Source organism: Oceanimonas aquatica (assembly GCF_030732065.1).
Lineage (GTDB): Bacteria > Pseudomonadota > Gammaproteobacteria > Enterobacterales > Aeromonadaceae > Oceanimonas.
Genome location: NZ_JAVBHX010000009.1, coordinates 63,051 through 86,026 on the forward strand (window position 1 = coordinate 63,051; position 22,976 = coordinate 86,026).

The window sequence follows — 22,976 nt, forward strand, 5'->3', positions numbered from 1 at the left end:
GAATATTCTAATGAAGCGGCCGATTCACGGCCAGTCCTAATCGTCCCGAACAACAGCGAGTATTGGCAATAATGGCGAAAAAAGGTTTTTTCTCCTGGCTGGGCTTTGGCAAAAAGAAAGACGAGCAGCCGGAAGAAACACAGGAACAGCAGGTCCCCCAGGATGCGGTGGAGTCGGAAGCGGAAGCCGGTCATGGTGCGGAAGTTGAAGCGCAGCTGAAGCAACAGGAAGCCGAGGCCCAGGCGGAAGAGGCCCGTTTGGCTGCCGAAGCCAGGGCGGCGGAAGAAGCCCGTTTGGTTGCCGAAGCCAGGGCGGCGGAAGAAGCACGTCTGGCGGCCGAAGCCAAGGCCGCGGAAGAAGCTCACTTGGCTGCCGAAGCCAAGGCGGTGGAAGAAGCGCGTCTGGCTGCCGAAGCCAAAGCGGCGGAAGAAGCGCGCCTGGCCGCCGAAGCGAAAGCCGCGGAAGAGGCCCGTCTGGCCGCCGAAGCCAAGGCCGCGGAAGAAGCGCGTCTGGCGGCCGAAGCGAAAGCGGCGGAAGAAGCGCGCCTGGCCGCCGAAGCCAAGGCGGCGGAAGAGGCCCGTCTGGCGGCCGAAGCCAAGGCGGCGGAAGAAGCCCGTCTGGCGGCCGAAGCGAAAGCGGCGAAAGAAGCCCGTCTGGCGGCCGAAGCGAAAGCGGCGGAAGAGGCCCGTCTGGCTGCCGAAGCGAAAGCCGCGGAAGAAGCCCGTCTGGCAGCCGAAGCGAAAGCGGCGGAAGAAGCCCGTCTGGCTGCCGAAGCGAAAGCGGCGGAAGAAGCGCGTCTGGCTGCCGAAGAAGAAGCCCGACAGGCAGTGGAAGAAGAGGCTCGTCTGGCCGCCGAAGCGGAAGCCGCCGAGCAGCAGCGCCTGGCTCAGGAGGCTGAAGAGCAGGAACGTTTGGCCGCCGAGGCAGCGGCTCAGGCTGAAAAAGCCCCCAAAAAAGGCTTTTTTGCCCGTCTTAAGGCCGGGCTGCTTAAAACCCGGCAAAACCTGGGTTCGGGCTTTTTCGGCCTGTTCCGGGGCAAGAAGATTGACGATGATCTGTTCGAGGAGCTGGAAACCCAGCTGCTGACCGCCGATCTGGGCGTGGAAACCACCATGTCGATTATCGACAACCTCACCAGCCAGGCCAGCCGCAAGCAGCTCAAGGACGGCGAAGCCCTGTATGAACTGCTGAAGGAAGAAATGGGTGACATTCTCGCCAAGGTCGACCAGCCCCTGGAAATCAACAGCGAGCACAAGCCTTACGTCATTCTGATGGTGGGTGTCAACGGCGTGGGCAAGACCACCACCATCGGCAAGCTGGCCCGCCAGTTCCAGGCCGAGGGCAAGTCGGTGATGCTTGCCGCCGGTGATACCTTCCGCGCCGCTGCCGTCGAGCAGCTGCAGGTATGGGGTGAGCGCAACGAGATTCCGGTGATCGCCCAGCACACCGGTGCCGATGCCGCCTCCGTGATTTATGACGCCGTGGAAGCCGCCAAGGCCCGCAAGGTGGACGTGCTGATCGCCGATACCGCCGGTCGCCTGCAGAACAAGGCGCACCTGATGGAAGAGCTGAAGAAAATCGTGCGGGTGATGCAGAAAATCGATCCCCAGGCACCCCATGAAATCATGCTCACCCTGGATGCAGGCACCGGCCAGAACGCCCTCAGCCAGGCCAAGATCTTCAACGATGCCGTACCCATTACCGGCATTACCCTGAGCAAGCTGGACGGCACCGCCAAGGGTGGCGTGATCTTTGCGGTGGCCGACAAGTTCGGCATTCCCATTCGCTACATCGGCGTGGGCGAGAAAATCGACGATCTGCGTCCCTTCAATGCCTCCGAATTCATCGAGGCGCTTTTCAGCCGGGAAGACTAAATGATCCGCTTTGAGCAGGTTAGCAAGGTATACAGTGGCGGCTTTCAGGCGCTGCAAAAAGTCAGCTTTCATTTGCAGAAGGGTGAAATGGCGTACCTCACCGGCCACTCGGGGGCCGGTAAAAGCACCCTGCTCAAGCTGATCAGCGTGATGGAGCGGCCTACCGACGGCCAGGTGTATTTCAACGGCCGCAATGTCAGCCGCATTGCCCGGGGCGACATTCCCTTTGTGCGCCGGCGCATCGGCATGATTTTTCAGGACCACCACCTGATCCAGGGGCGCACCGTGTTCGACAATGTGGCGCTGCCATTGGTGATTGAAGGCTACAGCCATCATGACATTCAGCGTCGGGTATCGGCGGCCCTCGACAAGGTGGGCCTGCACGGCAAGGACCGTTACTTTCCGCCCATGCTCTCCGGCGGTGAGCAGCAGCGGGTGGGCATTGCCCGGGCCATCGTCAACAAGCCGCTGCTGCTGCTGGCGGACGAACCCACCGGCAACCTGGACCCCGAGCTCTCCATGGACATTCTGCGCCTGTTCGAGGCCTTTAACCGGGTTGGCGTGAGCGTGCTGATCGCCACCCACGATACCGGCCTTATCAATGCCCAGCGCTACCGCACCCTGCGGCTGAACGCCGGGCGCATGGAGCAGGAGGTACCGGCATGAGCAGAACCCACAAGCTGGCATGGCACCAGCGTCTGGCCATGTACTGGGTGGATCACCTGCGGCAGCTGTTCGCCAGCCTGGGTGAGCTGTGGCGCACGCCCTTAAGCTCCTTGATGACCATTGCCGTGCTTGGCGTCAGCCTGGCGCTGCCGGCCAGCTTTTACGTGTTGCTGAAAAACGCCGAGTCGGTCAGCAGCTTCTGGCAGAGCCAGGCCCAGATTAGCCTGTACCTCAAGCAGAATACCGGCGAGAGCCAAGTGAGCGAATTCCGCACCCGGCTCGAGGGCATGGCCGAGATTCGCCAGGTGACCTACATCAGCCCCGAGCAGGGGCTGGCGGATTTCAGTGGCGCCGCCGGCTTTGCCGAGGCACTGGACCTGCTTGAGCAAAACCCGCTGCCGGCGGTACTGATCCTGAATCTGTCGGAAAGCGGTCGTCAGCCGGAGGCGGCCGAGCTGCTGCTGGCCGACATGAATGCCGAGCCTCTGGTGGCCACGGCCCGGCTCGACATGGCCTGGCTGGCGCGGCTGTCGGGCATTGTGGAGCTGCTGCGCCAGGCGGTAGTGGGCATGGCGGTATTGCTGCTGGCCGGCGTGCTGCTGGTGGTCAGCAATACCCTGCGGCTGAACATTCTCAGCTGCCGTTATGAAATCGAAGTGATGAAACTGGTGGGGGCCACCGATGGTTTTATTCACCGACCCTTTCTTTATGTGGGGCTGTGGTATGGCATTATCGGCGGTCTGCTGGCCTGGTGGCTGACCCTAGTGATGGTATTCTGGCTCAGTCACAAGGTCAGCGCCCTGGCGGCCCTGTACCAGAGCGACTTTGAATTGCTGGGGCTGGGGCTGAACGAAAGCCTGTGGCTGGTGCTGATTGGTACCTCGCTCAGCCTGCTGGCGTCCGGTTTTTCCGTGCGCCGTCACATAAGAGCCATAGAGCCGGCTTGAACCATGGCGCTACACTGTGGTCTTATGGGGGCAGCAAAGCCCGGTGCTTCCCTTGACTTTTGATGGTGGATCCATAAATTTTGCTCACCGGCTCAGGCCGGCCGAGTCGACAAAGTCATTGCAGAGCAAGCAACCGAAGCCGTTTACACGGAGTCATGTAATGAACACGAGTTTGATGACGACAGATTTTCAGCGCCATTTTGCCCTGGTACCCCAGGGCAGTCTGGAGGCCTATATCCAGGCAGTGAACACCATTCCCGTGCTCAGCGCGGAGGAAGAAAAGTCTCTGGCCGAACGCCTGCAGAACGAGGGCGATCTGGCCTCGGCCCGGCAGCTGGTGATGTCACACCTGCGTTTTGTGGTGCATATCGCCAAGAGCTATGCCGGTTACGGCCTGCCCCAGGCGGATCTGATCCAGGAAGGCAATATCGGCCTGATGAAGGCGGTCAAGCGCTTTGACCCGCAGGTGGGGGTGCGCCTGGTGTCCTTTGCGGTGCACTGGATCAAGGCCGAAATTCACGAATACGTGCTGCGCAACTGGCGGGTGGTCAAGGTGGCCACCACCAAGGCCCAGCGCAAGTTGTTCTTTAATCTGCGCAAGTCCAAAAAGCGCCTGGGCTGGTTCAACCAGCAGGAAGTGAACCGGGTGGCCGAGGATCTGGGGGTATCGCCCTCGGAAGTGCTGGAGATGGAATCGCGCATGAGCGCCCAGGATCAGGCCTTTGATCTGGCGTCCGACGACGATGAGCGTGAAGGCAGCTTTTCTCCGGTACATTATCTGGAAGACAAAAGCTCAGACGTGGCCAACCAGGTGGAAGAAGCCAACTGGGAGCAGGCCGCCAATCGTCGCCTGCGTGCCGCCCTCGACGCCCTTGACGAGCGCAGCCAGCGCATTATTCAGGCCCGCTGGCTGGAAGAAGACGACAAGACCACGCTGCAAAGCCTGGCCAACGAATACGGCGTCTCCGCCGAGCGCATTCGCCAGCTGGAGAAAACCGCGCTGAAAAAGCTGAAAGCCGCCATGGAAGCATAAACCGCAGCGGACATTTGCGGCATTCTTCGGTGTTAAAAGGCCCCCCTCGGGGCCTTTTTTCCGCCTATTTTATAAATACCGAACGACAACATGGCAGGTAGTACCATGAAAATACTGAAGCATCTGTTTGAGAATAACCAGGAATGGTCCGAGCGCATTAAGGCGGAAGATCCGGCGTTTTTTGAAAAGCTGTCGCTGCAGCAGGCGCCGGAATACCTGTGGATTGGCTGCTCCGACAGCCGGGTGCCCGCCAACCAGCTCACCGGCCTGCTGCCCGGTGATGTGTTCGTGCACCGCAACGTGGCCAACCTGGTGGTGCATACGGACTTCAACTGCCTGTCGGTGGTACAATACGCTGTTGAAGTGCTCAAGGTGAAGCACATCATCATCTGCGGCCACTATGGCTGTGGCGGCGTGCTGGCCGCCATGCAGAACAAGGAGCTGGGTCTCATCGACAACTGGCTGCGCAATATCAAGGACATCTGCCACAAGCACGAAGAGGCATTGAGTGCCATCGAGGATCAGCAGACGCGGGAAGACTACATGTGCGAGCTGAACGTGGTGGAGCAGGTGGCCAATCTGTGTCACACCTCCATAGTGCAGAATGCCTGGAAACAGGGTCAGTCCCTGTCGGTGCACGGCTGGGTCTACGGCATCAAGGACGGCCGGCTGCACGATCTCGATGTGTGCGTGTCGGGCATGGATCAGATCCCCGATGTTTACCGTGTGTTCCGCCAGCGCATTCTGGGCGAAGAATAATAAGTAACCGAATTGACAGGAAAGAATAATGAGACGTGAACTGGCCATCGAATTCTCCCGGGTCACCGAAGCCGCCGCACTGGCCGGCTACAAGTGGCTGGGCCGGGGCGACAAGAACATTGCCGACGGCGCCGCCGTGGCGGCCATGCGTCATGTGCTGAACGAGATTGAGATCAGCGGTGAAGTGGTGATTGGCGAGGGCGAGATCGACGAAGCGCCCATGCTCTACATCGGCGAAAAGGTCGGTCAGGGCGGTGACGAGGTCGACATTGCTGTTGATCCCATTGAAGGCACCCGCATGACCGCCATGGGCCAGTCCAACGCCCTGGCGGTGATGGCAGTGGGTGAAAAGGGCACCTTTCTGCGCGCGCCCGACATGTACATGGAAAAGCTCATCGTTGGCGCCGGCGCCAAGGGGGCCATCGATCTGAACAAGTCCATCGAGCAGAACATCAAATCGGTGGCCAAGGCGCTCAACAAGCCGTTGTCGCGCTTTACCGTGATCACCCTGGCCAAGCCCCGTCACGACAAGGCCATCAAGACCATGCAGGCCCTGGGCGTGCGGGTGTTCGCCATTCCCGACGGTGACGTGGCCGCCTCCATTCTGGCCTGCATTCCCGAAAGCGAAGTAGACATGCTCTACGGCGTGGGTGGTGCTCCCGAAGGGGTGATCTCCGCCGCCGTGGTGCGCTCCCTGGACGGCGACATGCAGGCCCGCCTGCTGCCCCGCTACGAGGTAAAAGGTCCGGACGAGGAAAACCTGGCCGCCGGCAAGGCCGAGATCGAACGCTGCAAGGAAATGGGCATTGAAGTGGGCACAGTGCTCAAGCTGGAAGACATGGCGCGCACCGACAACGTCATCTTCGCCGCCACCGGCATCACCAAGGGCGACCTGCTGGAAGGCATCAGCAGCGACGGCAGCTATGCCCACACCGAGACCCTGGTGATTCGGGGCAAGTCACGCACCGTGCGCCGCATTCGCTCCACCCATATTCTGTCGCGCAAGGATCCCAGACTGCAGGAAATCATTCTGTAACGCTTTGTTCTGAATGACACTCTTCTTGAACCCGGTCTGCGTACCGGGTTCATTTTTATGGGGAGCAAGCCATGCGGCTGCTGTGGCTACGCAACGATCTGCGACTGGACGATCACGCCGGCTGGCAACGGCTGGCGGATCACCATGGTGAAACGGCGGCGGTTTATATACTGCCGGCCCACTGGCGAGAAACCGACGGGAATGGACTGCACCGGCTGGGAGCGGCCAGGGTAGCGTATTTGCAGCAGGCGCTGGCGGACTTACGCGAACGCTTGGCCCCCTTTCCGCTCACCCTGCTGGAAGGGGACCCGGTTGACTTGCTGCTGGCCTGGCATCAGGTTCAGCCCTTTGAGCTGGTGACTCACGCCGCCCAGGCACCGGAAGAAGTGAACTGGCTGGCTCGGCTGCATGATGCCGGCGTAAATGTGCAAACCTTCGAGGTGCAGCCGCTTTTTAGCCCGGAGCAGGTGGAGCCGCTTTTCAGCAAGTTTCCCGCCAGCTTTACCGGCTTTCGCAAACAGGTTGAAAAAGCCCCGGCCTGGCCGGTGCCGGCACCGCAGCCGGCAGTGAATCTCGGCCGGCTTCAGGCGGCGGCGTGTCCCTTAACCACCGGCATTCACTGGCGGGAGATATCAGGTGAGCCGGCCCATCCTGCCTGGCAGGGGGGTGAATCGGCGGCGCAGACCTGGTTGGGGCATTATCTGTTTGAACAAAAAGCCCTGGCCCATTACAAGGCCAGCCGCAACGACCTGACCGGCCGCTACTTTTCCAGTCACCTCAGCGCCGCCCTGGCCTGGGGCTGTTTGTCGCCGCGAATGGTGTGGCATCGCATTCTTGCCTACGAGCAGCAGTGGGGCAGCGACGAGCATAGTTATTGGCTGAAATTCGAGCTGCTGTGGCGGGAGTACTTTCACTGGTCACTGCGGGTGCACGGTAGGCGGCTGTTCTTGAAAGGTGGTCTTACCGGCAAGGCGGTGCCGGGCGCCTTTAATGCCGAATACTGGCAAGCCTGGTGCAGTGCCAGCACCGGCTGGCCCATGATCGATGCCGGCCTGAAAGAGCTGATGGCTACCGGATTTTGTTCCAACCGGCTCAGGCAGAACCTGGCCAGCTGTTTTATTCACGAGCTGGGACTGGACTGGCGGCTGGGCGCGCGTTTTTTTGAGCAGCATCTGGTGGATTTTGATGTGGCCAGCAACTGGGGCAACTGGGCCTACATTGCCGGCGCCGGTCACGATCCGCGCCGAGGACGCCACTTCAACCCGCACCGCCAGTGGCGCCAGTACGACCCCAAACTCACCCACCTGCACCAGTGGCTGCCCGAACTGGGCCCGGTCACCCTGAAGCAGGTAGAAGCCCACCAGCGCGGCGAGCAATTACTGGATTATCCGGCGCCCCTGGTGCCGCTGGATTAGCCCTGCTGGCTGCCCCGGGTCAGAGCGGCAGGGTCCAGCAGTTCGCGCAGCTCGGCTTCGGAGAGCTCGGTTTCTTCCAGTGCCACCTCCAGAATGGGCCGACACTCGGCGTAGGCCTTTTTGGCGATGTCCGCCGCTTTTGAGTAGCCAATTACCGGATTCAGCGCGGTGACCAGAATGGGGTTGCGGGCCAGGTTTTCATTAAGGTGTGACTCGTTCAGGGTAAAGCCGTCGATGGCCTCGGCCAGCAACGGGGCGCAGTTGGCCAGCAGTTTAATCATGGTGAGCAGATTGCTGGCCACCAGCGGCAGCATGACGTTGAGTTGAAAGTTGCCCGACTGTCCCGCTACCGTGTTGGCCGCATCCAGGCCGATGACCTGAGCCGCCACCATGGCCACCGCCTCGGGCACCACCGGATTGACCTTGCCGGGCATGATGGAGGAGCCCGGTTGCAGCGCCGGCAGCTGGATTTCGGCCAGGCCGGTGAGCGGGCCCGAGTTCATCCAGCGCAGATCGTTGGCGATTTTCATCAGTGCCACCGCCAGGGTCTTGAGCTGACCCGAGAGTTCCACCGCCGTATCCTGGCAGCTCAGGCCGTAGAAGTAGTCATCCGCCGGGCAAAAGTCGAGCCCGGTGTGGCGATTGAGGTAGTCGCAGGCCAGCCGGGCCTGGCGCGGATCGGCGTTAATGCCGGTGCCGATGGCGGTGCCCCCCAGCGCCAGCTGCTGCAGCCGGCTCTGCATGCCCTGCAGCCGGTCGCGGCCATACTGCACCTGGGTAGCCCAGCCCCCCAGCTCCTGATCAAAGCGCAGGGGCATGGCGTCCATCAGGTGAGTGCGACCGGTTTTTACCTTGCTCTGCAGTTGTTCGCCCTTGCCGAGGATGGTCTGTTCCAGCTGGTACAGGGCCGGCAGCAGCTCCCGGCTGAAGGCAAGGGCGGCACTGACGTGAATGGCCGACGGGATCACGTCGTTCGAGCTCTGGCCCATGTTGACGTCGTCGTTGGGGTGTACCGGCTGGCCCAGGTGCTCGCCGGCCAGATGAGCCACCACCTCGTTGACGTTCATGTTGGTGCTGGTGCCCGAGCCGGTCTGGAACACGTCTATCGGAAAGGCGTCGTCGTGCTCGCCGGCGATCACGCTGTGGGCGGCGTGCAGAATGGCGTCGGCCTTGTCCTGATCCAGCCGGCCCAGCTCGCTGTTGGCATGGGCGCAGGCGGCCTTGAGCAGGGCCACCGCATGAATAAAGGCCGGCGGCAGGGGCTGGCCCGAAATGGGGAAGTTGTTGATGGCGCGCTGGGTCTGGGCGCCGTAAAGGGCATTTTCCGGCACCTCGACCTCGCCCATGGAGTCCCGTTCGATACGTGTTTTCATTGCCGTTCCCCTCTGTATTCAGACCGTCAGGTTACAGGGAACAGCTTAGCACTCCGTCCTTTTGCTCAAAGCCGTGGGCGATGAAAAAAGCCGCCAGGCCGTTGGCGTCGTCGGCGGGGGCGTCGGTAAGGTGAAACTCCAGCCGGGTCAGGCCGTCTGCCTTGGCTTCTTGCTGAAGCTGGCGCAACAGCTCACTGCCCACGCCCCGGCGACGGGTGATATCGCGCACCGCGAAAAACGTGATCTGCTCATGCCGGCGCCAGGCCAGGGCCACGGCCCGGTCGTTAAAGGTGGCCAGCAAAAACGGCTGATCTGCGGGCAGGAGCTGGCCCTGCAATATCAGCCCGGCGTGGGCACTGTGCCGGTCGGGCAGTTGAGTTAGGTGATGTACGGTGAGACGCATGGTGCCGCTCCTTAGCCATAAAAGCCGGCATTCTACCACGGGGTGAGTTCGACAAATGGGCCGTTCGGCGGCATTATGGCGCGGTATTTTTCACCACGATCAATTTCATGAGTTTCGACACCCGGGCGCAGAACCGCGCCATGACCCATTTTGACGAGCATGACAGCTTCTGGCTGTTTGGCTACGGCTCCCTTATCTGGAAGGCGGACTTTGCCTTTATTGAGCGTCGTCCGGCCTTGATCCACGGCTGGGCGCGTCGCTTCTGGCAGGGCTCCCATGATCACCGTGGCACGCCGGTGCGGCCTGGCCGGGTGGCCACCCTGGTGCGCCAGCCGGGGGCCCTGTGCCATGGCATGGCCTACCGCATTGAGCCCGCCGTGCTGGCCCAGCTCGACCTGCGGGAAAAGAACGGCTACCTGCGCGAAAAGGTGGCGGTGCACTTTGACGATGGCGGTGCTGAAGACGGGCTGATCTATCTCGCCACCGAGCATAACGCCGCCTTTCTGGGAGAAGCGCCCCTGGCGGAAATGGCGGCACAGATAGCCTCGGCCCATGGCCCCAGCGGCAGCAACCGGGAGTATTTGCTTAACCTGGCCCAGGCACTGGCGAGCCAGGGTGTGCACGACGACCACGTGTCCATGCTGGCGGCCTTGTTGCCGCCCGAAGAAGGAGAATGCTGATGGAATGTCGGCCACATTGCGGCGCCTGCTGTATTGCGCCCAGCATCAGTGCGCCCTTGCCGGGCATGCCAAACGGCAAGCCGGCGGGGGTACCTTGTGCCCATTTGCTGGGCGACATGCGTTGCGAGTTGTTCGGCAAACCCGAGCGGCCGGCCTTGTGTGCCCGTTTTAATCCTGCCGAAGACGTGTGCGGCACCAGCCGCGATAATGCCATCTGGCTTATCAGCGAGCTGGAGGCGGCAACGGCTTAACCCCGGCGCAGCCAGGGCAGGGGATCGATGGCTTTGCCCTGATAGCGAATTTCAAAATACAGGCCGGGTTTGTCTTGGCCGCCGCTTTCACCACTCAGGGCAATGGCCTGACCGGCCTTGACGCGGTCGCCCGGGCCCAGCAGCAGAGACTGGTTATGGCCGTACAGGCTCAGGTAGCCCTTGCCGTGGTCGATCACCATCACCATGCCAAAACCGTTGAGCCAGTCTGCGTATACCACCTGGCCGTTGGCCACGGCACTGACTTCCCGCCCCGCCGGGGCGCCAATCAGCAGGCCCTTCCAGCTCAGCTGGCTGGTGCGGGCGGCGCCAAAGCGATGCTGCAGCTTGCCCTTGAGCGGCCAGGGCAGGCTGCCCTTGGCCAGACCGCCAAAGTTCCCTTGAGTCTTGGCCACCACAGGGGTGTGGCCCGATGGCCCGGGCTGGCGACGGGCGGCGGCTTCACGGCGCTCACGCTCCAGACGCTCCCGTTCGGCCCGCTCGGCGGCGGCCTTGATCTGCTGCTCCAGGTGGCTGGCGGCCTGCTTCAGGTTGGCCAGCCGGCGGTTGCCCTGCTCCAGCCGGGCATTGATCTTTTTGGCGGTCTGGTTGCGCTCACTCTGGCGCTGCTGCAGGGATTGCTGCTGTTGCTGCTGACCGGCCAGCAATTCCTTGAGCCGGGCCCGGCCCCGTTCGGCCTGGCGCCGGTTGTCGGCGAGCTGGCGGCGAATGCCGGCGAGTTGCTTCAGGGCATCGGCCCGGGCCTGGTTAAGATGGGCGTAGTAATGCAGTAGGCGGTCGATGTCGCTGCTGTCCTGACCGTTGAGCAGCAGCTTGAGATAATCGTGGCGGCCGTTCTGGTAGGCGGCGCTCACCTGGGTGGCCAGCTGTTGCCGTTGTTCGTCGGCCTGGCGGTTGAGGGACTGGTGCTCCTGATCGAGCCGGGCCAGTTCCCGTTCGTTATCCTTCAGCTGGTGCTGAGTCTGGTTCAGCTTGCGGGCCAGGTCGGAAATGGCCTTTTCGTCCTTGGCCAGCTGTTGCTGCAGGGCCTTGAGCTCGCGCTGCTGTGCCTTAATGTCTTTTTGCTGGCTGGCAATCTGACCCTTTACGTTGCTCAGATCCTTGCTGTCGTCCGCCCATGCGCAAGCACCGGCCATCAGGCCGGTGCTCAGCAATAACGAAACAATCAGTCTTTGTATGCCCATAGGCTGTGATTATTTCAGAACCATCAGGGGCTTGCCAGTCATTTGCGGCGGGATCTCCAGGCCCATCAGGCTCAGCATGGTGGGCGCCAGATCCGACAGCCGGCCACCTTCCACCGGGGTGGCATTGCGGCCGATGTAGATCAGCGGCACCGGCAGGTTGGTGTGGGCGGTGTGGGCCTGCCCGGTTTGCGGGTTCACCATCTGCTCGGCATTGCCGTGATCGGCGGTGATAAGGGCCTCGCCGCCCACTTTTTCCAGGGCCTCGACCACCCGGCCAATGGAGCTGTCCACAGCTTCACAGGCCTTGACCGCGGCCTCAAAGACCCCGGTGTGGCCCACCATGTCGCCGTTGGGGTAGTTGCAGATAATCACGTCAAACTCACCACCCTCAATGGCCGCTACCAGCTTGTCGGTGAGCAGCCCGGCGCTCATTTCCGGCTGCAGATCGTAGGTGGCTACCTTGGGGCTGGGGATCAGCTCGCGCTGCTCGCCCTTGAAGCACTCCTCAATGCCACCGTTAAAGAAGAAGGTCACGTGGGCGTATTTCTCGGTTTCCGAAATGCGCAGCTGGGTCTTGTCGTGATCCGCCAGCCATTCCCCCAGGGTGTTTTCCAGACGTACCGGCGGGTAGGCGCAGCTGGTATGAATATCGGCGGCGTATTCGGTGAGCATGACAAAGTCGGTCAGCGCCGGGCGTACGCTGCGTTCAAAGCCGGCGAAGTCGTCTTCAACAAAGGCGCGGGTCAGCTCCCGGGCCCGGTCGGCACGGAAGTTCATAAAGATAATGGCATCGCCGTCCTGCATGGTGACCGGCTCGCCGATAACGGTGCCGTTGACGAACTCGTCGTTCTCGTCCCGGTCGTAGGCAGCCTGCAGGGCGTCAACACCGGTGGCGGCGCTGAACTCGGCCTTGCCCTGAGTCAGCAGGTCATAGGCGGTGTGCACCCGTTCCCAGCGGTTGTCTCGGTCCATGGCGTAGTAACGGCCGATGACCGACGCCAGCCGGCCCTTGCCGAGTTTTGTAAACAAACCATCAAAACGTTCGAGTGTACTCCGGGCCGAGCGGGGGGCCACGTCGCGGCCGTCGAGAAAGGCGTGCAGGTAAATTTCGGTCGCCCCCCGCTCGGCGGCCATCTTGACCATGGCGGCGATGTGATCTTCGTGGCTGTGCACGCCACCCGGTGACAGCAGGCCCATGATGTGCACGGCACGGCCCTGGTTAACGGCACCGTCCACCGCGCCGGTCAGGGCCGGGTTGGTAAAGAAGTCGCCGTCGGCAATGGCCTTGCCGATGCGGGTCAGCTCCTGATAGACGATGCGGCCGGCACCAATATTGACGTGACCCACCTCGGAGTTGCCCATCTGGCCGTCGGGCAGGCCCACATCATCTCCGGAGGTGGAGATCAGGGTGGACGGGCGGTTTTTCATCAGGCCGTCGAGCACCGGCGTGCGGGCGGTGTGAATGGCGTTATGTTCGGTTTTTTCGCTGTACCCCCAGCCGTCGAGAATGAGCAGTACCAGGGGCTTTTTGGTCGAGTTCATGGTGTAACCCTATAGTTGTTATTTGAAAGCTTTAAGCGAGCAACTGAAACTTGTGCGTCATATTACTACAACTGCCGAATTGGTCACCAGACAAGGGGCAGGGGTATTTGCCATAGGGTGATCCGGGCCTCCCTGAGGGCGCCCAAGGCGGCTGTTATTTGACGAGTCCCCATGTATACTCGGGCTTTTCCGTCTTTCGAAACGCAAGAAGTAACATCATGCAAGAGTACCTTGATTTTGCCGCCCGGCACCCGCTGCTGACCATGGTCTGGCTGGGCCTGGCTTCTGCGGTCGTGTACACCTCGATCATTTCCCGTCTGTCCAAGGTGAAAGTGGTCCCGTCCCAGGAGGCGGTCATGCTGATCAACAAGCAGAACGCCGCCGTGGTCGACATTCGTTCGGCGGAAGAATTCCGCAAGGGCCATATCGCCGGTGCTGTGAACGTACCTCACGCTCAGCTCAAGGCCAACAACCTGAACCTGATCGAAAAATACAAGGACAAGCCGCTGGTGCTGGTATGCGAAAGCGGCATGACCACCGCCAGCGCCGGGCGCCTGCTGAGCAAAGCCGGTTTTGGCCAGGTGTTCACTCTGCGCGGCGGCATGGCCGACTGGCGCACCCAGAACCTGCCGGTGAGCAAGCGTTAATTTTTACCACCCATTGAGCAAAAGGATAGTTTCATGGCCGAAGCAGCAAACGGCGCCGATGCCCAGGCGCAACAGCAGGTAGAATTCCAGATCCAGCGCATTTACCTGAAGGACGTGTCCTTTGAAGCCCCCGCCACTCCCGTGGTGTTCCAGAAGGAATGGAAGCCAGAGGTCAAACTGGATCTCGACACCAAGAGCGCCCGCCTGGGTGACAATGTGTTTGAAGTGGTGCTGACCCTGACCGTCACCTGCAACATGGGCGAAAACGAAACCGTTTACCTGTGCGAAATTCAGCAGGCCGGCGTGTTCACCATCGGCAACATGGCCGAGCCTCAGCTGGCTCACTGCCTGGGTTCCTTCTGCCCCAACATTCTGTTCCCCTATGCCCGCGAAACCGTGTCCAGCCTGGTGAACAAGGGCTCCTTCCCGCAGCTGAACCTGGCGCCGGTGAACTTCGACGCCCTGTTTGCTGCTCACGTGCAGCGCGCTCAGCAGCAACAGCCGCAGGCCGACGCCTGATGAGCACGGATGCCGCCATTACCGTGCTGGGGGCGGGCTCCTACGGCACGGCCCTGGCCATCGCGCTGGCCCGTAACGGTCATCGTACTCTGCTGTGGAGCCACCGGCCCGAGCAGGTGGCGGCATTGGCGGCGGATCGCTGCAACCGAGTATTCCTGCCCGATGCGGTATTTCCCGACAGTCTGGAGCCGGAAGCCGACCTGCAGCGGGCGGTACAGGCCAGCCCTAATCTGCTGATTGTGGTACCGAGCCATGTGTTTGCCGAGGTGCTGCGCAAGGTGAAGCCATTTCTGCGCCCCGACAGCCGCATTGCCTGGGCCACCAAGGGCCTGGACCCGGCCACCGGCAACCTGTTGCAGCACGTGGCCGAAGACATTCTCGGCCAGGAGCGTCCGCTGGCGGTGTTGTCGGGCCCGACCTTTGCTAAAGAGCTGGCCATGGGGCTGCCCACGGCCATTTCGCTGGCCTCCACCGAGGTGGATTTTGCCAAAGAGCTGGCGGATCTGGTGCACTGCGATCGTTCATTCCGGGTATACCTGAACGACGACATGGTGGGTCTGCAGCTGGGTGGTGCGGTCAAGAACGTGATCGCCATTGGTGCCGGTCTGGCCGACGGCCTGGGCTTTGGGGCCAATGCCCGCACCGCGCTGATCACCCGTGGCCTGGTGGAGCTGCAACGCCTGGGTGTGGCCCTGGGTGCCCAGCAGGAGACCTTTATGGGCATGGCCGGGCTGGGGGATCTGGTGCTCACCTGCACCGACAACCAGTCCCGCAACCGCCGCTTTGGCCTGGCCCTGGGTCAGGGCAAAAGCGTGGACACCGCCATGGCCGAGATCGGCCAGGTGGTGGAAGGCTACCGCAATGCCGCCGAGGTGCATCAGCTGGCCGGCCGCCACGGCGTGGAAATGCCCATTTGCGAGCAGGTGTATCAGGTGCTGTATGAAGGCAAGAACGCCAAGGAAGCCGCCATCGCCCTGCTGAGCCGGGATCGCAAGGCAGAGTAAGCCTTTTCGTCTGTTGGGCCGCGCAGCAACGTCGGCCAAAGGGCACTGCTTCTCCGGCACGCCGTAAACCCATCCATGGGGGCTCCGTTGCGCCCTCCCTGGCGCAAAGGGCCGGCGCAGCAGACACCCTTTGCCCTCCTCTGTAAACTCGGCGCTGACTGACAGCTTGCAGACAGCGCCTATGTTGCCTGAAGCAGCAGTGGGGATTGCCGTAGCCGACCATTAAATGCCATGGATGGCATTTTCGAGCGTTACAGGGAGGTACTTGTAGCGTGTCGGCGGAGCGCAACCGCACTGATGCTTCACACTGGGTACAATTTGACAGCGTAAACAAAAAGAGGAGCCCTTGTGGCTCCTCTTTTGCGTTCCGGCGGGCGAACTCAGTAGTAGGAGTGGTCGCCGCGCTCGTGCTCGGTGGCGTCGCGTACGCCGTTGAGCTCGCCCGGGAACAGCTCGAGCAGTTGCTTCTCGATGCCTTCCTTCAGGGTCACGTCCACCATCGAGCAACCGTTGCAACCGCCGCCAAACTGCAGAATGGCGAGGCCGTCTTCGGTGATTTCGGTGAGCACCACCTTGCCGCCGTGGCTGGCCAGGCCCGGATTGATCTGGGACTGCAGCACGTATTCCACCCGATCGGCCAGCGGCGCATCGTCCGGCACCTTGCTCATCTTGGCGTTGGGGGCCTTCAGAGTCAGCTGGGAGCCCATCTGATCGGTGACGAAGTCAATTTCGGCCTCTTCCAGAAACGGTGCGCTCTGAGGATCGACCACGGCTTCAAAACCATCAAATTGCAGGTGGGTATCTTCGGGGTCCACCGCATCGGGAGGACAGTAAGAAACGCCGCACTCGGCATTGGGGGTACCGGGGTTTACCACAAAGACCCGAATATTGGTGCCTTCCGGCTGCTGCGACAGCAGTTTGCAGAAGTGTCCCTGGGCGGTTTCGGAAATCGTAATCATCGCTATCCTCATAAACCTGACTAAACAACTCAACTTTTATCATACTCCTGTTGCCAGGCCTTGAATAGCCGTCAGTGCTCAAGAGTGCGGCACACCGCCCACACTTCCACTCGCTCGACGCCTTGCGCGTGCAGCAGCCGCGTCAGCTCGGCCATGGTGGCGCCTGTGGTGATCACATCGTCGAGCAGTGCCACATGGCGATAGGGGCACGACACCGCGGTAAAGGCACCTCTGAGGTTGCGCCGGCGCTCCATTTTGCTCAGGTGGGTTTGTGACGGCGTGGCCCGCACCCGGCGCAGCAGGTGGTGGTCCACTTGAATGTTCAGCTCCCGGCCCAGTTCCCGAGCAATTTCATCGGCCTGGTTATAGCCCCGGCGCAGCCGCCGCCACCAGTACAGCGGCACCGGCAGCACCGCCTCGGGCCAGGGCGGCGCCAGTTGCTCGGCCAGCAGGCGCCCCAGCAGCCGGCCGTTGAGGAGGCGGCCATGATATTTGAGATCGTGTACCAGCCGGCTGAAGGGGGCTTCAAAGGGTGCCAGTACGCGCATGCGTTGCCAGGGCGGCGGTCGTTTCTGGCAGCGGCCACAGTGGGCATCGTCCAGGGGCAGCGGAAACGCACAGCCGGGGCAGGGGTGTTCCAGTACTGGCAGTTCGGTGCGGCAGTGCCGGCACAACAGCGCGGTATCCTGGCAGTCCTGCCGGCACAGCAAACACTGGCCCCACCACAGCGGACCGGATTGTAAGCGGGTAAGCAGGGGCCGTATCATGGGCCGGTCGTGATAAGGAAACATGCAATGAGTGTATATACAGAACAACACGGGCGCGGCCCGGACCTGGTGCTGCTCCATGGCTGGGGCATGAACGGTGCCGTATGGCGCGAGCTGGCGGCCCGGCTTGAAAGCGACTTTTGCCTGCATATCGTGGATCTGCCGGGTTTTGGGCACAGTGTTCCGCTGCCTGCCGGCAGCACGCTGGCCGACTGGGCCGACAGCGTACTGGCGGTGGTGCCGGAGCGGGCCGCCTGGCTGGGCTGGTCCCTGGGCGGACTGGTGGCCACTCAGGCGGCGTTGCAGGCGTCGGAGCGGATCAGTTCCCTGATCACCCTGGCCAGCTCCCCCCGCTTTGTCAGCGAAGACGGCTGGCCCGGCATTCGGCCCGAGGTGCTGAGCGGCTTTGAACAGCAACTGGCGGAGGATCATCATCAGGTGGTGAATCGTTTTCTGGCGCTGCAGGCCATGGGCAGCGAGCACGCCCGGGAAGACATTCGCCGGCTGCGCGACAGCCTGGCCAGCAAGCCGGCGCCGGATCCGCAAGCCCTGGCGGCGGGCCTCGGCCTGCTGGGCGAGGTGGATTTGCGGGCGCAACTGGCGGAGCTGGAGATGCCCTTGCTGCGGCTGTATGGCCGGCTCGACGGCCTGGTGCCGCGCAAGGCGGCCGTGCTCACCGACACCCTGGCGCCGGACAGTCGCAGCCATGTTGAAGCCAGGGCCTCTCACGCCCCCTTTATCTCTCATCCCGAGGCCACCGCCGGGCACATTCGCCGGTTTCTGCAGGGGAAAGACTGAACACAAGGGCGCGGTTCACCCCCGGGCTGGGCTATAGTCAAAGGCACAGTCAGCAAGGCCAACGCCGACCAAGGAATGTTGCATGGCGATACCCGTGATTCTGCCCAACCTGCCGCCCAATCTGGCCCAGCCGGCCACCGAGGCGGCCCATGCCGATAACGTGCGCCGGCCGGCCATTCCGGTCATTCGGGCGGTGCAGCCCTATGTGGCCATTCGCCAGCGGGACCGCCAACGCCAGCGCAGCCGGCGCGAGGAGGCCTTTGAGGCCTGGCTCAGCCTGCATCAGGGCGCTGTGTGTCTGATTGGCACCAGCCCGGCCATGAGCCGCCGGCTGGCCGTGATCAACCGGCGTTATCACGACCATGAGGGTCATGGCGACGCCGTGCTGGATATCGAGGTCTGACCAAACGGGGGAGTTTTCATGGCCAGCTACGACATTACCCTCAAGCGCACCGAGCCGGTGGCCGACGGCACCCTGGCGCTGTATTTCGACAAGCCCGACGGGTTTGCCTTTCGGGCCGGCCAGTGTGTGCGGCTGGTGCTCAAGGACCCGCCGGAAACCGACGACGAGGGCAATGGCCGCATGCTGTCGCTGGCTTCTGCGCCGGCCGAGAGCGAGCTGATGGTGGCCACCCGGCTGCGGGATACCGCCTTCAAACGAGTGCTGGGCGGACTCAAGCCCGGTGCCGTGCTCACCCTCAAGGGGCCTTACGGTGATTTTGTGCTGCCCGCCGAGGGCGATGCCCCTGTGGTGTTTGTGACCGGTGGCATCGGCATTACCCCGGTGCGCAGCATGCTGTTGCAGGCCCTGGATGAAGGAGACAACCGCGCCATCACCCTGTTTTACGCCAACCGCAGCCTGGGCGATGCCGCCTTTTTGTATGAGCTGCAGCAGGCCTGTGCCGGGCGCAGCAACTACGAGCTTGTTACCATTCTGACTCAGGACCCCGGCTGGCAGGGAGAAAAGGGGCGCCTGGATGAGGCCATGCTGCGCCGCCATGTTATGGATCTGACGGCGCCGTTGTATTACCTGGATGGACCGCCCGGTCTGGTAAGCGCCATGAAGTCGGTGCTGGCGGGGGCCGGCGTGCCCGAAGACAGAGTGCGTACCGAGGAATTTGCCGGCTACTGAAAATAGACCTGCTTCGGCTCTGTGTGTAAAATTCGTGCTCTTTTTGTTGAACAACGAGATCACGCCATGGGCAGAGCCTATCAAAACCGCAAAGAATCCATCGCCAAGACCGCCAACGCCAAGAGCAAGGTCTACAGCAAGTACGGCCGCGAAATTTACGTGGTCGCCAAGTCCGGCGGTGCCGACCCCGATGGTAACCTGAGCCTGCGTGGCCTGATCGAACGCGCCAAGAAAGACCAGGTGCCTACTCACGTCATTGAAAAGGCGTTGCAAAAGGCCACCAGCGGCGCCGGCGAAGACTTCTCCCCGGCCCGTTACGAGGGCTTTGGCCCGGGCAACTGCATGGTGATCGTGGACTGCCTGACCGACAACCCCAACCGCACCATCGGCGATGTGCGCCAGTGCTTTAACAAGGTCAAGGCCAAGCTGGGCACCTCCGGCACCGTGGGTCACATGTTTGATCACTGTGCCATTCTGGTGTTTGAAGGTGATGACGAAGAAGCCGTGCTGGAAGCCCTGATGATGGCCGATGTGGACGTCACCGATATCGAGCTGGAAGACGGCCACATCACGGTGTTTGCGCCCCACACCGAGTACTCCAAGGCCAAGCAGGCCCTGAGCGACGCCTTTGAAGGCATCGACTTTGAAGTGGATGCCATTCAGTTTGTGCCCCAGACCACGGTGGAACTCAGTGGCGATGATGTGGCCCAGATGGAACGCTTCCTCGACATGCTCAACGACGTGGACGACGTACAGAACGTCTATCACAACGCCGAGTACTGATTCCGACTCGACGAATTTGCCCTCGGGCAAGGCAAAACAGGGGGCAGCCGGCAGGCTGCCCCTTTTGGTTTTCAGTACACGTCTTCCCGGTAACGGCCCTGCGTTTTCAGGGTCTGCACGTTCAGCCCCAGGGGCGCCATGACCTGATCCAGGGTGTCCATCACGCTGTTGGCCATGTCCCGGCCGCCGCACACCAGAAACTGGGCGCCGGCACTGACAAGCGTGCGCAGTTGCTCGGAATCCGCCCGAATCTTGTCCTGCACATGGCAGCGGTCGCCTACCCGTGAAAAGGCGGTGTTCAGCCCGGTCAGACGCCGGTCGGCCAGGTAACGCTCCAGTTCCGGCCGGTACAGAAAACCGGAGTCGGGATCCCGACCGCCCCAGTAAAGGTGCATGGCGCGCTTTTGTGTGTTGTGGCGAATAAAGCTGGCCAGCGGACCTATGCCGGTGCCGGTGCCAATCAGCACAACCGGGGCTCGGCCGGCGTTGGGGCGGAAGGCCGGGTGGGTCTGAATAAAGGCCTCGATGGCATCCCCGGGCTGCAGGCCGTGCAAAAAGCCCGAGCACAGGCCGCCTTCATGCCGGCGCACACATATTTCCAGCTGACCGTCGCTTGAGGCGCTGGCCAGGGAATAGAGCCGGGGCACCGGGCTGTCCGGCGGATAGATACCCACCAGATCCCCGGCTTCAAACGACGGCCATGCCTCGCGGCCAAACAGCCGGTGCCAGCCGCTGCGGGGCAGGACAAAGCGCAATACGCTGACCGGAGCATCGGTTTCACTGCCATAGTTCACCCGCTCGGCCAGTTGCAGCCGTAGGGTGGATCGGCGGCGGGGAATGTGGTTTAGGGTCAGCGGGCAGCCCAGGGCCTTGCCCAGTCGCTGACCCCAGCGCGAGAACGCCTGGGTCGATTGCCGGTCTATGGTGTCCAGCGCCAGCAAGGGCGACCAGCCGGCAGCCAGCAGGGCCGCATTCACGTCCCGGGCAAAGCGGCAGAACTGCGGAAACTGACTGTCACCAAAGCCCAGCACCGCAAATCCAAGGTCGGGGACGGTGGGCAGGGTGGCCAGCCGGTCCAGAAAGCGGTCGGCCGAGGCGGGGGCGTCACCGTCGCCGTAGGTGGCGGTCAGGATCAGCAGCCGGCGGGCGCGGGGGTAATGGGCCAGCCGGTTCATGGGGGCGGTATGCACGCGGTGGCCGGCGTCGGTCAGCGCCCGGTGCAGGGTGCCGGCAAAGCCCCAGGTGCTGTTGGACTCGCTGCCCACCAGGATCACGGTGTCGGCGGCATCGGCCTTGCGGTTGCCGGCAAGCCCGGGCATGGCCCGGCGCCGTTGCCACCACATGGCAATGCCGGTTACCGTCAGCACCGGCACCACCAGGGCACCGAGGCCAAGAGCCAGCCCCAGCCACCACCACTGCTCTCCGGTATGCAGCGAGGCAACAAGCGCATTGATGCCCAGCCGGCAGTCATTTGCCTGCCACGACAGCAGTTCGCCGCTGTAAGGGTCCACATAGCCGGCCCCCTCAGTGGTTTGCAATGAATAGGGTTCGGCCGGATCGCCGGGATAGGGATACACCAACTCTTTCAGCTCGGTGACGTCGATGGCCTGCAGGGCGGACAGGCCGGCCGCGTCGGTGAGCTGACCCTGCGCGGTAATGACGGGCCACTCGGGATTGGCGGCGGTGCCTTCCGGCAGCAGGCCAAAGGTGAGCGCCGACATATAAAGCCCGGTGGCGGCCGATATCAGCAGGCCGGGCAAGGCGGCACGGCCCAGCCGGGCATGGTGGCTGCGCTGGCCACTGCCCACCGCCGGTGCCAGCAGTCGGCGCCATCCTCCCTGTTGCCGGGCCAGCATCAGCACACCGGAAAGGGACAATATCAGCATGGCGAGCGCGGTGATCCCCGCCACCGCCCGGCCGGGGGTGTCCAGCAGCAAGGAGCGGTGCAGCTCCCTGACCCAGCGAAAAAAAGCCGACGGCCGATAGGGCGCAATGACCTCGCCGGTAAATGGGCTGACCAGATCGGCACCCGCCTGCTCCTGCCCTTGGTAGTAGACCACAATGGCGCCCGATGACCGGCGATCAATCTGCTCTACCTGATCATAATGACGGCCGATGCGTCCGGTCAGCTCGGCGACCGTGATTTGACCGGCGGCAGGTACCTCAATGGCGGCCCGCTCCAGGGCCGGCTCCACCGACAGCAGGGCACCGGTAACCGCCAGGGTCAGAATAAACAGGGCGGCCAGCAATGCCGACAGTGAATGCAGTGTGCGCAGCACGATGACGCTCCTTGACCAGCAATTACAGCTGATAGGTAAAGGATTTCACATAACCCCGGCCCGCTACCGGCTGGCCGGCGCCCGCCGTGGTCAGCGGCGCAATCACCTCGGCGCGCTGATCACGCTGATCTTCCACCGCGGTATCCAGGCGCAGCTGATAGCCGGCGTCAAACAGGGCGTCGTCCAGATCCACTGTGGTGGTCAGGGTGTGGCCGCTTGTCAGGCTGGCGCCGGTTTTGCCGTCATACTCGGCGCGCTGCTTGCGGCTGCCCCGAGCCCAGTCTTTCAGGTGCTTGTAGTACTTGGACTTTTTGCCGGCAATCCACAGGATGTCCTGATAGCGGCCCTTGGCATCGGTGAGATAGATGGCGACGTAGGCGCCGTCGCCGTTATAGTTTTTCAGCTCGGTGGTCAGGGTGACTTCCCGGCCCTTGACCTCGTAACAGCCGTCATGCCAGCGAAGCAGCTGGCCGGGCTGACCGCGCGCTTTGCCCGGGGGTCGGGCTCGGGTGCCGCCGGTCCGGGCGCCGGTCTGGGCCTGGCCATTGCCGAGGCCATTGCCAGCGGGGCCGGCACCCGCCTGAACCTGCACTCTCCGGCACCGGGAAAACCGGACGGCTTTGAGGCCGAGGTGGCGCTGCCCGGCGCCCGTTAATGCATTTTTTGCCTTTCAAACCCTTCGGCCGAAGGGTTTTTTATTGCCTATTTACGTGTTTTGGATCACATAATTGATAACAATTTTGTTTCTTTTTGTGAAGGTGAAACCTCATAAATAGGCTCTGAATGAATCATTTTTTGCGGGCGTCCCATTGTGCCTTTATTTGTATTTATCCTTTTTGATCAGTGGTTTGTTGTTTTTGTTTCACTGTTTGGCCATGCAGGGAAGGGGCGTCCAAATCAGGGTGAT

The 22,976-nt window shown here is 62.3% G+C and carries 24 protein-coding genes; 16 read left to right on the plus strand and 8 right to left on the minus strand.

Annotated features, from left to right (window positions below):
• The first annotated feature begins 71 nt into the window (after positions 1-71).
• From ftsY to Q9290_RS13325, 7 genes are all read left to right on the plus strand, one after another.
• The gene (gene ftsY / locus Q9290_RS13295; protein WP_306080139.1) at positions 72-1,874 is read left to right on the plus strand and encodes a signal recognition particle-docking protein FtsY; all 1,803 of its coding nucleotides are present in this window, start codon (positions 72-74) and stop codon (positions 1,872-1,874) included.
• A complete protein-coding gene (gene ftsE / locus Q9290_RS13300; RefSeq protein ID WP_306080140.1) occupies positions 1,875-2,540 on the plus strand; it encodes a cell division ATP-binding protein FtsE in 666 nt (221 codons plus the stop codon).
• The gene (gene ftsX, locus Q9290_RS13305) at positions 2,537-3,487 is read left to right on the plus strand and encodes a permease-like cell division protein FtsX (protein WP_306080141.1); all 951 of its coding nucleotides are present in this window, start codon (positions 2,537-2,539) and stop codon (positions 3,485-3,487) included. The genes ftsE and ftsX overlap by 4 nt, the downstream gene beginning before the upstream one ends.
• A 175-nt stretch (positions 3,488-3,662) precedes the next feature.
• On the plus strand, positions 3,663-4,520 hold the full coding sequence (gene rpoH, locus Q9290_RS13310) for an RNA polymerase sigma factor RpoH (RefSeq protein ID WP_306080248.1): 858 nt from the start codon (positions 3,663-3,665) through the stop codon (positions 4,518-4,520).
• A 105-nt stretch (positions 4,521-4,625) separates the two neighbouring features.
• Positions 4,626-5,279, plus strand: a complete 654-nt coding sequence (gene can, locus Q9290_RS13315; protein ID WP_306080142.1) for a carbonate dehydratase — start codon at positions 4,626-4,628, stop codon at positions 5,277-5,279.
• Between the two features lie 28 nt (positions 5,280-5,307).
• Positions 5,308-6,315 carry a class II fructose-bisphosphatase gene (glpX, locus tag Q9290_RS13320; RefSeq protein ID WP_306080143.1) on the plus strand — a complete coding sequence of 336 codons (1,008 nt, stop codon included), beginning with the start codon at positions 5,308-5,310 and terminating at the stop codon, positions 6,313-6,315.
• A gap of 71 nt (positions 6,316-6,386) precedes the next feature.
• Positions 6,387-7,730 (plus strand): DASH family cryptochrome, encoded by a 1,344-nt coding sequence (locus tag Q9290_RS13325; protein WP_306080144.1) that lies wholly within the window; start codon positions 6,387-6,389, stop codon positions 7,728-7,730.
• On the opposite strand, the gene Q9290_RS13330 is transcribed toward Q9290_RS13325, so the two are convergent.
• Positions 7,727-9,103: a class II fumarate hydratase gene (locus Q9290_RS13330; RefSeq protein ID WP_306080145.1), complete on the minus strand. Its 1,377-nt coding sequence runs from the start codon at positions 9,101-9,103 to the stop codon at positions 7,727-7,729. The two genes, Q9290_RS13325 and Q9290_RS13330, sit on opposite strands and share 4 nt — an antisense overlap.
• A gap of 31 nt (positions 9,104-9,134) precedes the next feature.
• Positions 9,135-9,506, minus strand: a complete 372-nt coding sequence (locus tag Q9290_RS13335) for an acetyl-CoA sensor PanZ family protein (protein WP_306080146.1) — start codon at positions 9,504-9,506, stop codon at positions 9,135-9,137.
• A gap of 107 nt (positions 9,507-9,613) precedes the next feature.
• On the opposite strand from Q9290_RS13335, the gene Q9290_RS13340 reads away from it, so the two are divergent.
• On the plus strand, positions 9,614-10,186 hold the full coding sequence (locus Q9290_RS13340; protein ID WP_306080147.1) for a gamma-glutamylcyclotransferase: 573 nt from the start codon (positions 9,614-9,616) through the stop codon (positions 10,184-10,186).
• Complete coding sequence (locus Q9290_RS13345; protein ID WP_306080148.1) at positions 10,186-10,437, plus strand: YkgJ family cysteine cluster protein; 252 nt, start codon at positions 10,186-10,188, stop codon at positions 10,435-10,437. The genes Q9290_RS13340 and Q9290_RS13345 overlap by 1 nt, the downstream gene beginning before the upstream one ends.
• On the opposite strand, the gene envC is transcribed toward Q9290_RS13345, so the two are convergent.
• Both envC and gpmM read right to left on the minus strand, forming a co-directional pair.
• A complete protein-coding gene (gene envC, locus Q9290_RS13350; protein WP_306080149.1) occupies positions 10,434-11,639 on the minus strand; it encodes a murein hydrolase activator EnvC in 1,206 nt (401 codons plus the stop codon). The genes Q9290_RS13345 and envC overlap by 4 nt on opposite strands.
• A gap of 9 nt (positions 11,640-11,648) precedes the next feature.
• Positions 11,649-13,181: a 2,3-bisphosphoglycerate-independent phosphoglycerate mutase gene (gene gpmM, locus Q9290_RS13355; protein WP_306080150.1), complete on the minus strand. Its 1,533-nt coding sequence runs from the start codon at positions 13,179-13,181 to the stop codon at positions 11,649-11,651.
• A gap of 218 nt (positions 13,182-13,399) precedes the next feature.
• Here gpmM and Q9290_RS13360 point away from each other — a divergent pair, with 218 nt between their 5' ends.
• The 3 genes from Q9290_RS13360 to gpsA are packed head-to-tail and all read left to right on the plus strand — an operon-like array spanning position 13,400 to position 15,351.
• Positions 13,400-13,828, plus strand: a complete 429-nt coding sequence (locus tag Q9290_RS13360; RefSeq protein ID WP_306080151.1) for a rhodanese-like domain-containing protein — start codon at positions 13,400-13,402, stop codon at positions 13,826-13,828.
• Between the two features lie 33 nt (positions 13,829-13,861).
• Positions 13,862-14,347 (plus strand): protein-export chaperone SecB, encoded by a 486-nt coding sequence (secB, locus tag Q9290_RS13365; protein ID WP_306080152.1) that lies wholly within the window; start codon positions 13,862-13,864, stop codon positions 14,345-14,347.
• On the plus strand, positions 14,347-15,351 hold the full coding sequence (gene gpsA, locus Q9290_RS13370) for an NAD(P)H-dependent glycerol-3-phosphate dehydrogenase (RefSeq protein WP_306080153.1): 1,005 nt from the start codon (positions 14,347-14,349) through the stop codon (positions 15,349-15,351). Before secB ends, gpsA begins: the two co-directional genes overlap by 1 nt.
• Before the next feature lie 380 nt (positions 15,352-15,731).
• On the opposite strand, the gene nfuA is transcribed toward gpsA, so the two are convergent.
• Together nfuA and Q9290_RS13380 are read right to left on the minus strand one after the other, a co-directional pair.
• Entirely contained in the window at positions 15,732-16,310 is a 579-nt protein-coding gene (nfuA, locus tag Q9290_RS13375) for a Fe-S biogenesis protein NfuA (protein ID WP_306080154.1), read from the minus strand.
• A 71-nt stretch (positions 16,311-16,381) separates the two neighbouring features.
• Complete coding sequence (locus Q9290_RS13380; RefSeq protein WP_306080155.1) at positions 16,382-17,077, minus strand: ComF family protein; 696 nt, start codon at positions 17,075-17,077, stop codon at positions 16,382-16,384.
• Positions 17,078-17,104: 27 nt separating this feature from the next.
• On the opposite strand from Q9290_RS13380, the gene bioH reads away from it, so the two are divergent.
• The 4 genes from bioH (at position 17,105) to Q9290_RS13400 (ending at position 19,790) form a co-directional block, all read left to right on the plus strand.
• Positions 17,105-17,875, plus strand: coding sequence for a pimeloyl-ACP methyl ester esterase BioH (bioH, locus tag Q9290_RS13385; protein ID WP_306080156.1), 771 nt, complete (start codon positions 17,105-17,107; stop codon positions 17,873-17,875).
• Positions 17,876-17,957: 82 nt separating this feature from the next.
• A complete protein-coding gene (locus tag Q9290_RS13390; protein WP_306080157.1) occupies positions 17,958-18,278 on the plus strand; it encodes a hypothetical protein in 321 nt (106 codons plus the stop codon).
• Positions 18,279-18,296: 18 nt separating this feature from the next.
• The gene (locus tag Q9290_RS13395; RefSeq protein WP_306080158.1) at positions 18,297-19,007 is read left to right on the plus strand and encodes a ferredoxin--NADP reductase; all 711 of its coding nucleotides are present in this window, start codon (positions 18,297-18,299) and stop codon (positions 19,005-19,007) included.
• A gap of 66 nt (positions 19,008-19,073) precedes the next feature.
• A complete protein-coding gene (locus Q9290_RS13400; RefSeq protein WP_306080159.1) occupies positions 19,074-19,790 on the plus strand; it encodes a YebC/PmpR family DNA-binding transcriptional regulator in 717 nt (238 codons plus the stop codon).
• A gap of 71 nt (positions 19,791-19,861) precedes the next feature.
• Here Q9290_RS13400 and Q9290_RS13405 read toward each other — a convergent pair whose 3' ends face one another.
• Positions 19,862-22,069, minus strand: a complete 2,208-nt coding sequence (locus tag Q9290_RS13405; protein ID WP_306080160.1) for a PepSY domain-containing protein — start codon at positions 22,067-22,069, stop codon at positions 19,862-19,864.
• 22 nt (positions 22,070-22,091) lie between these two features.
• Positions 22,092-22,661, minus strand: coding sequence for a DUF2271 domain-containing protein (locus Q9290_RS13410; protein WP_306080161.1), 570 nt, complete (start codon positions 22,659-22,661; stop codon positions 22,092-22,094).
• Between the last annotated feature and the right edge of the window lie 315 nt (positions 22,662-22,976).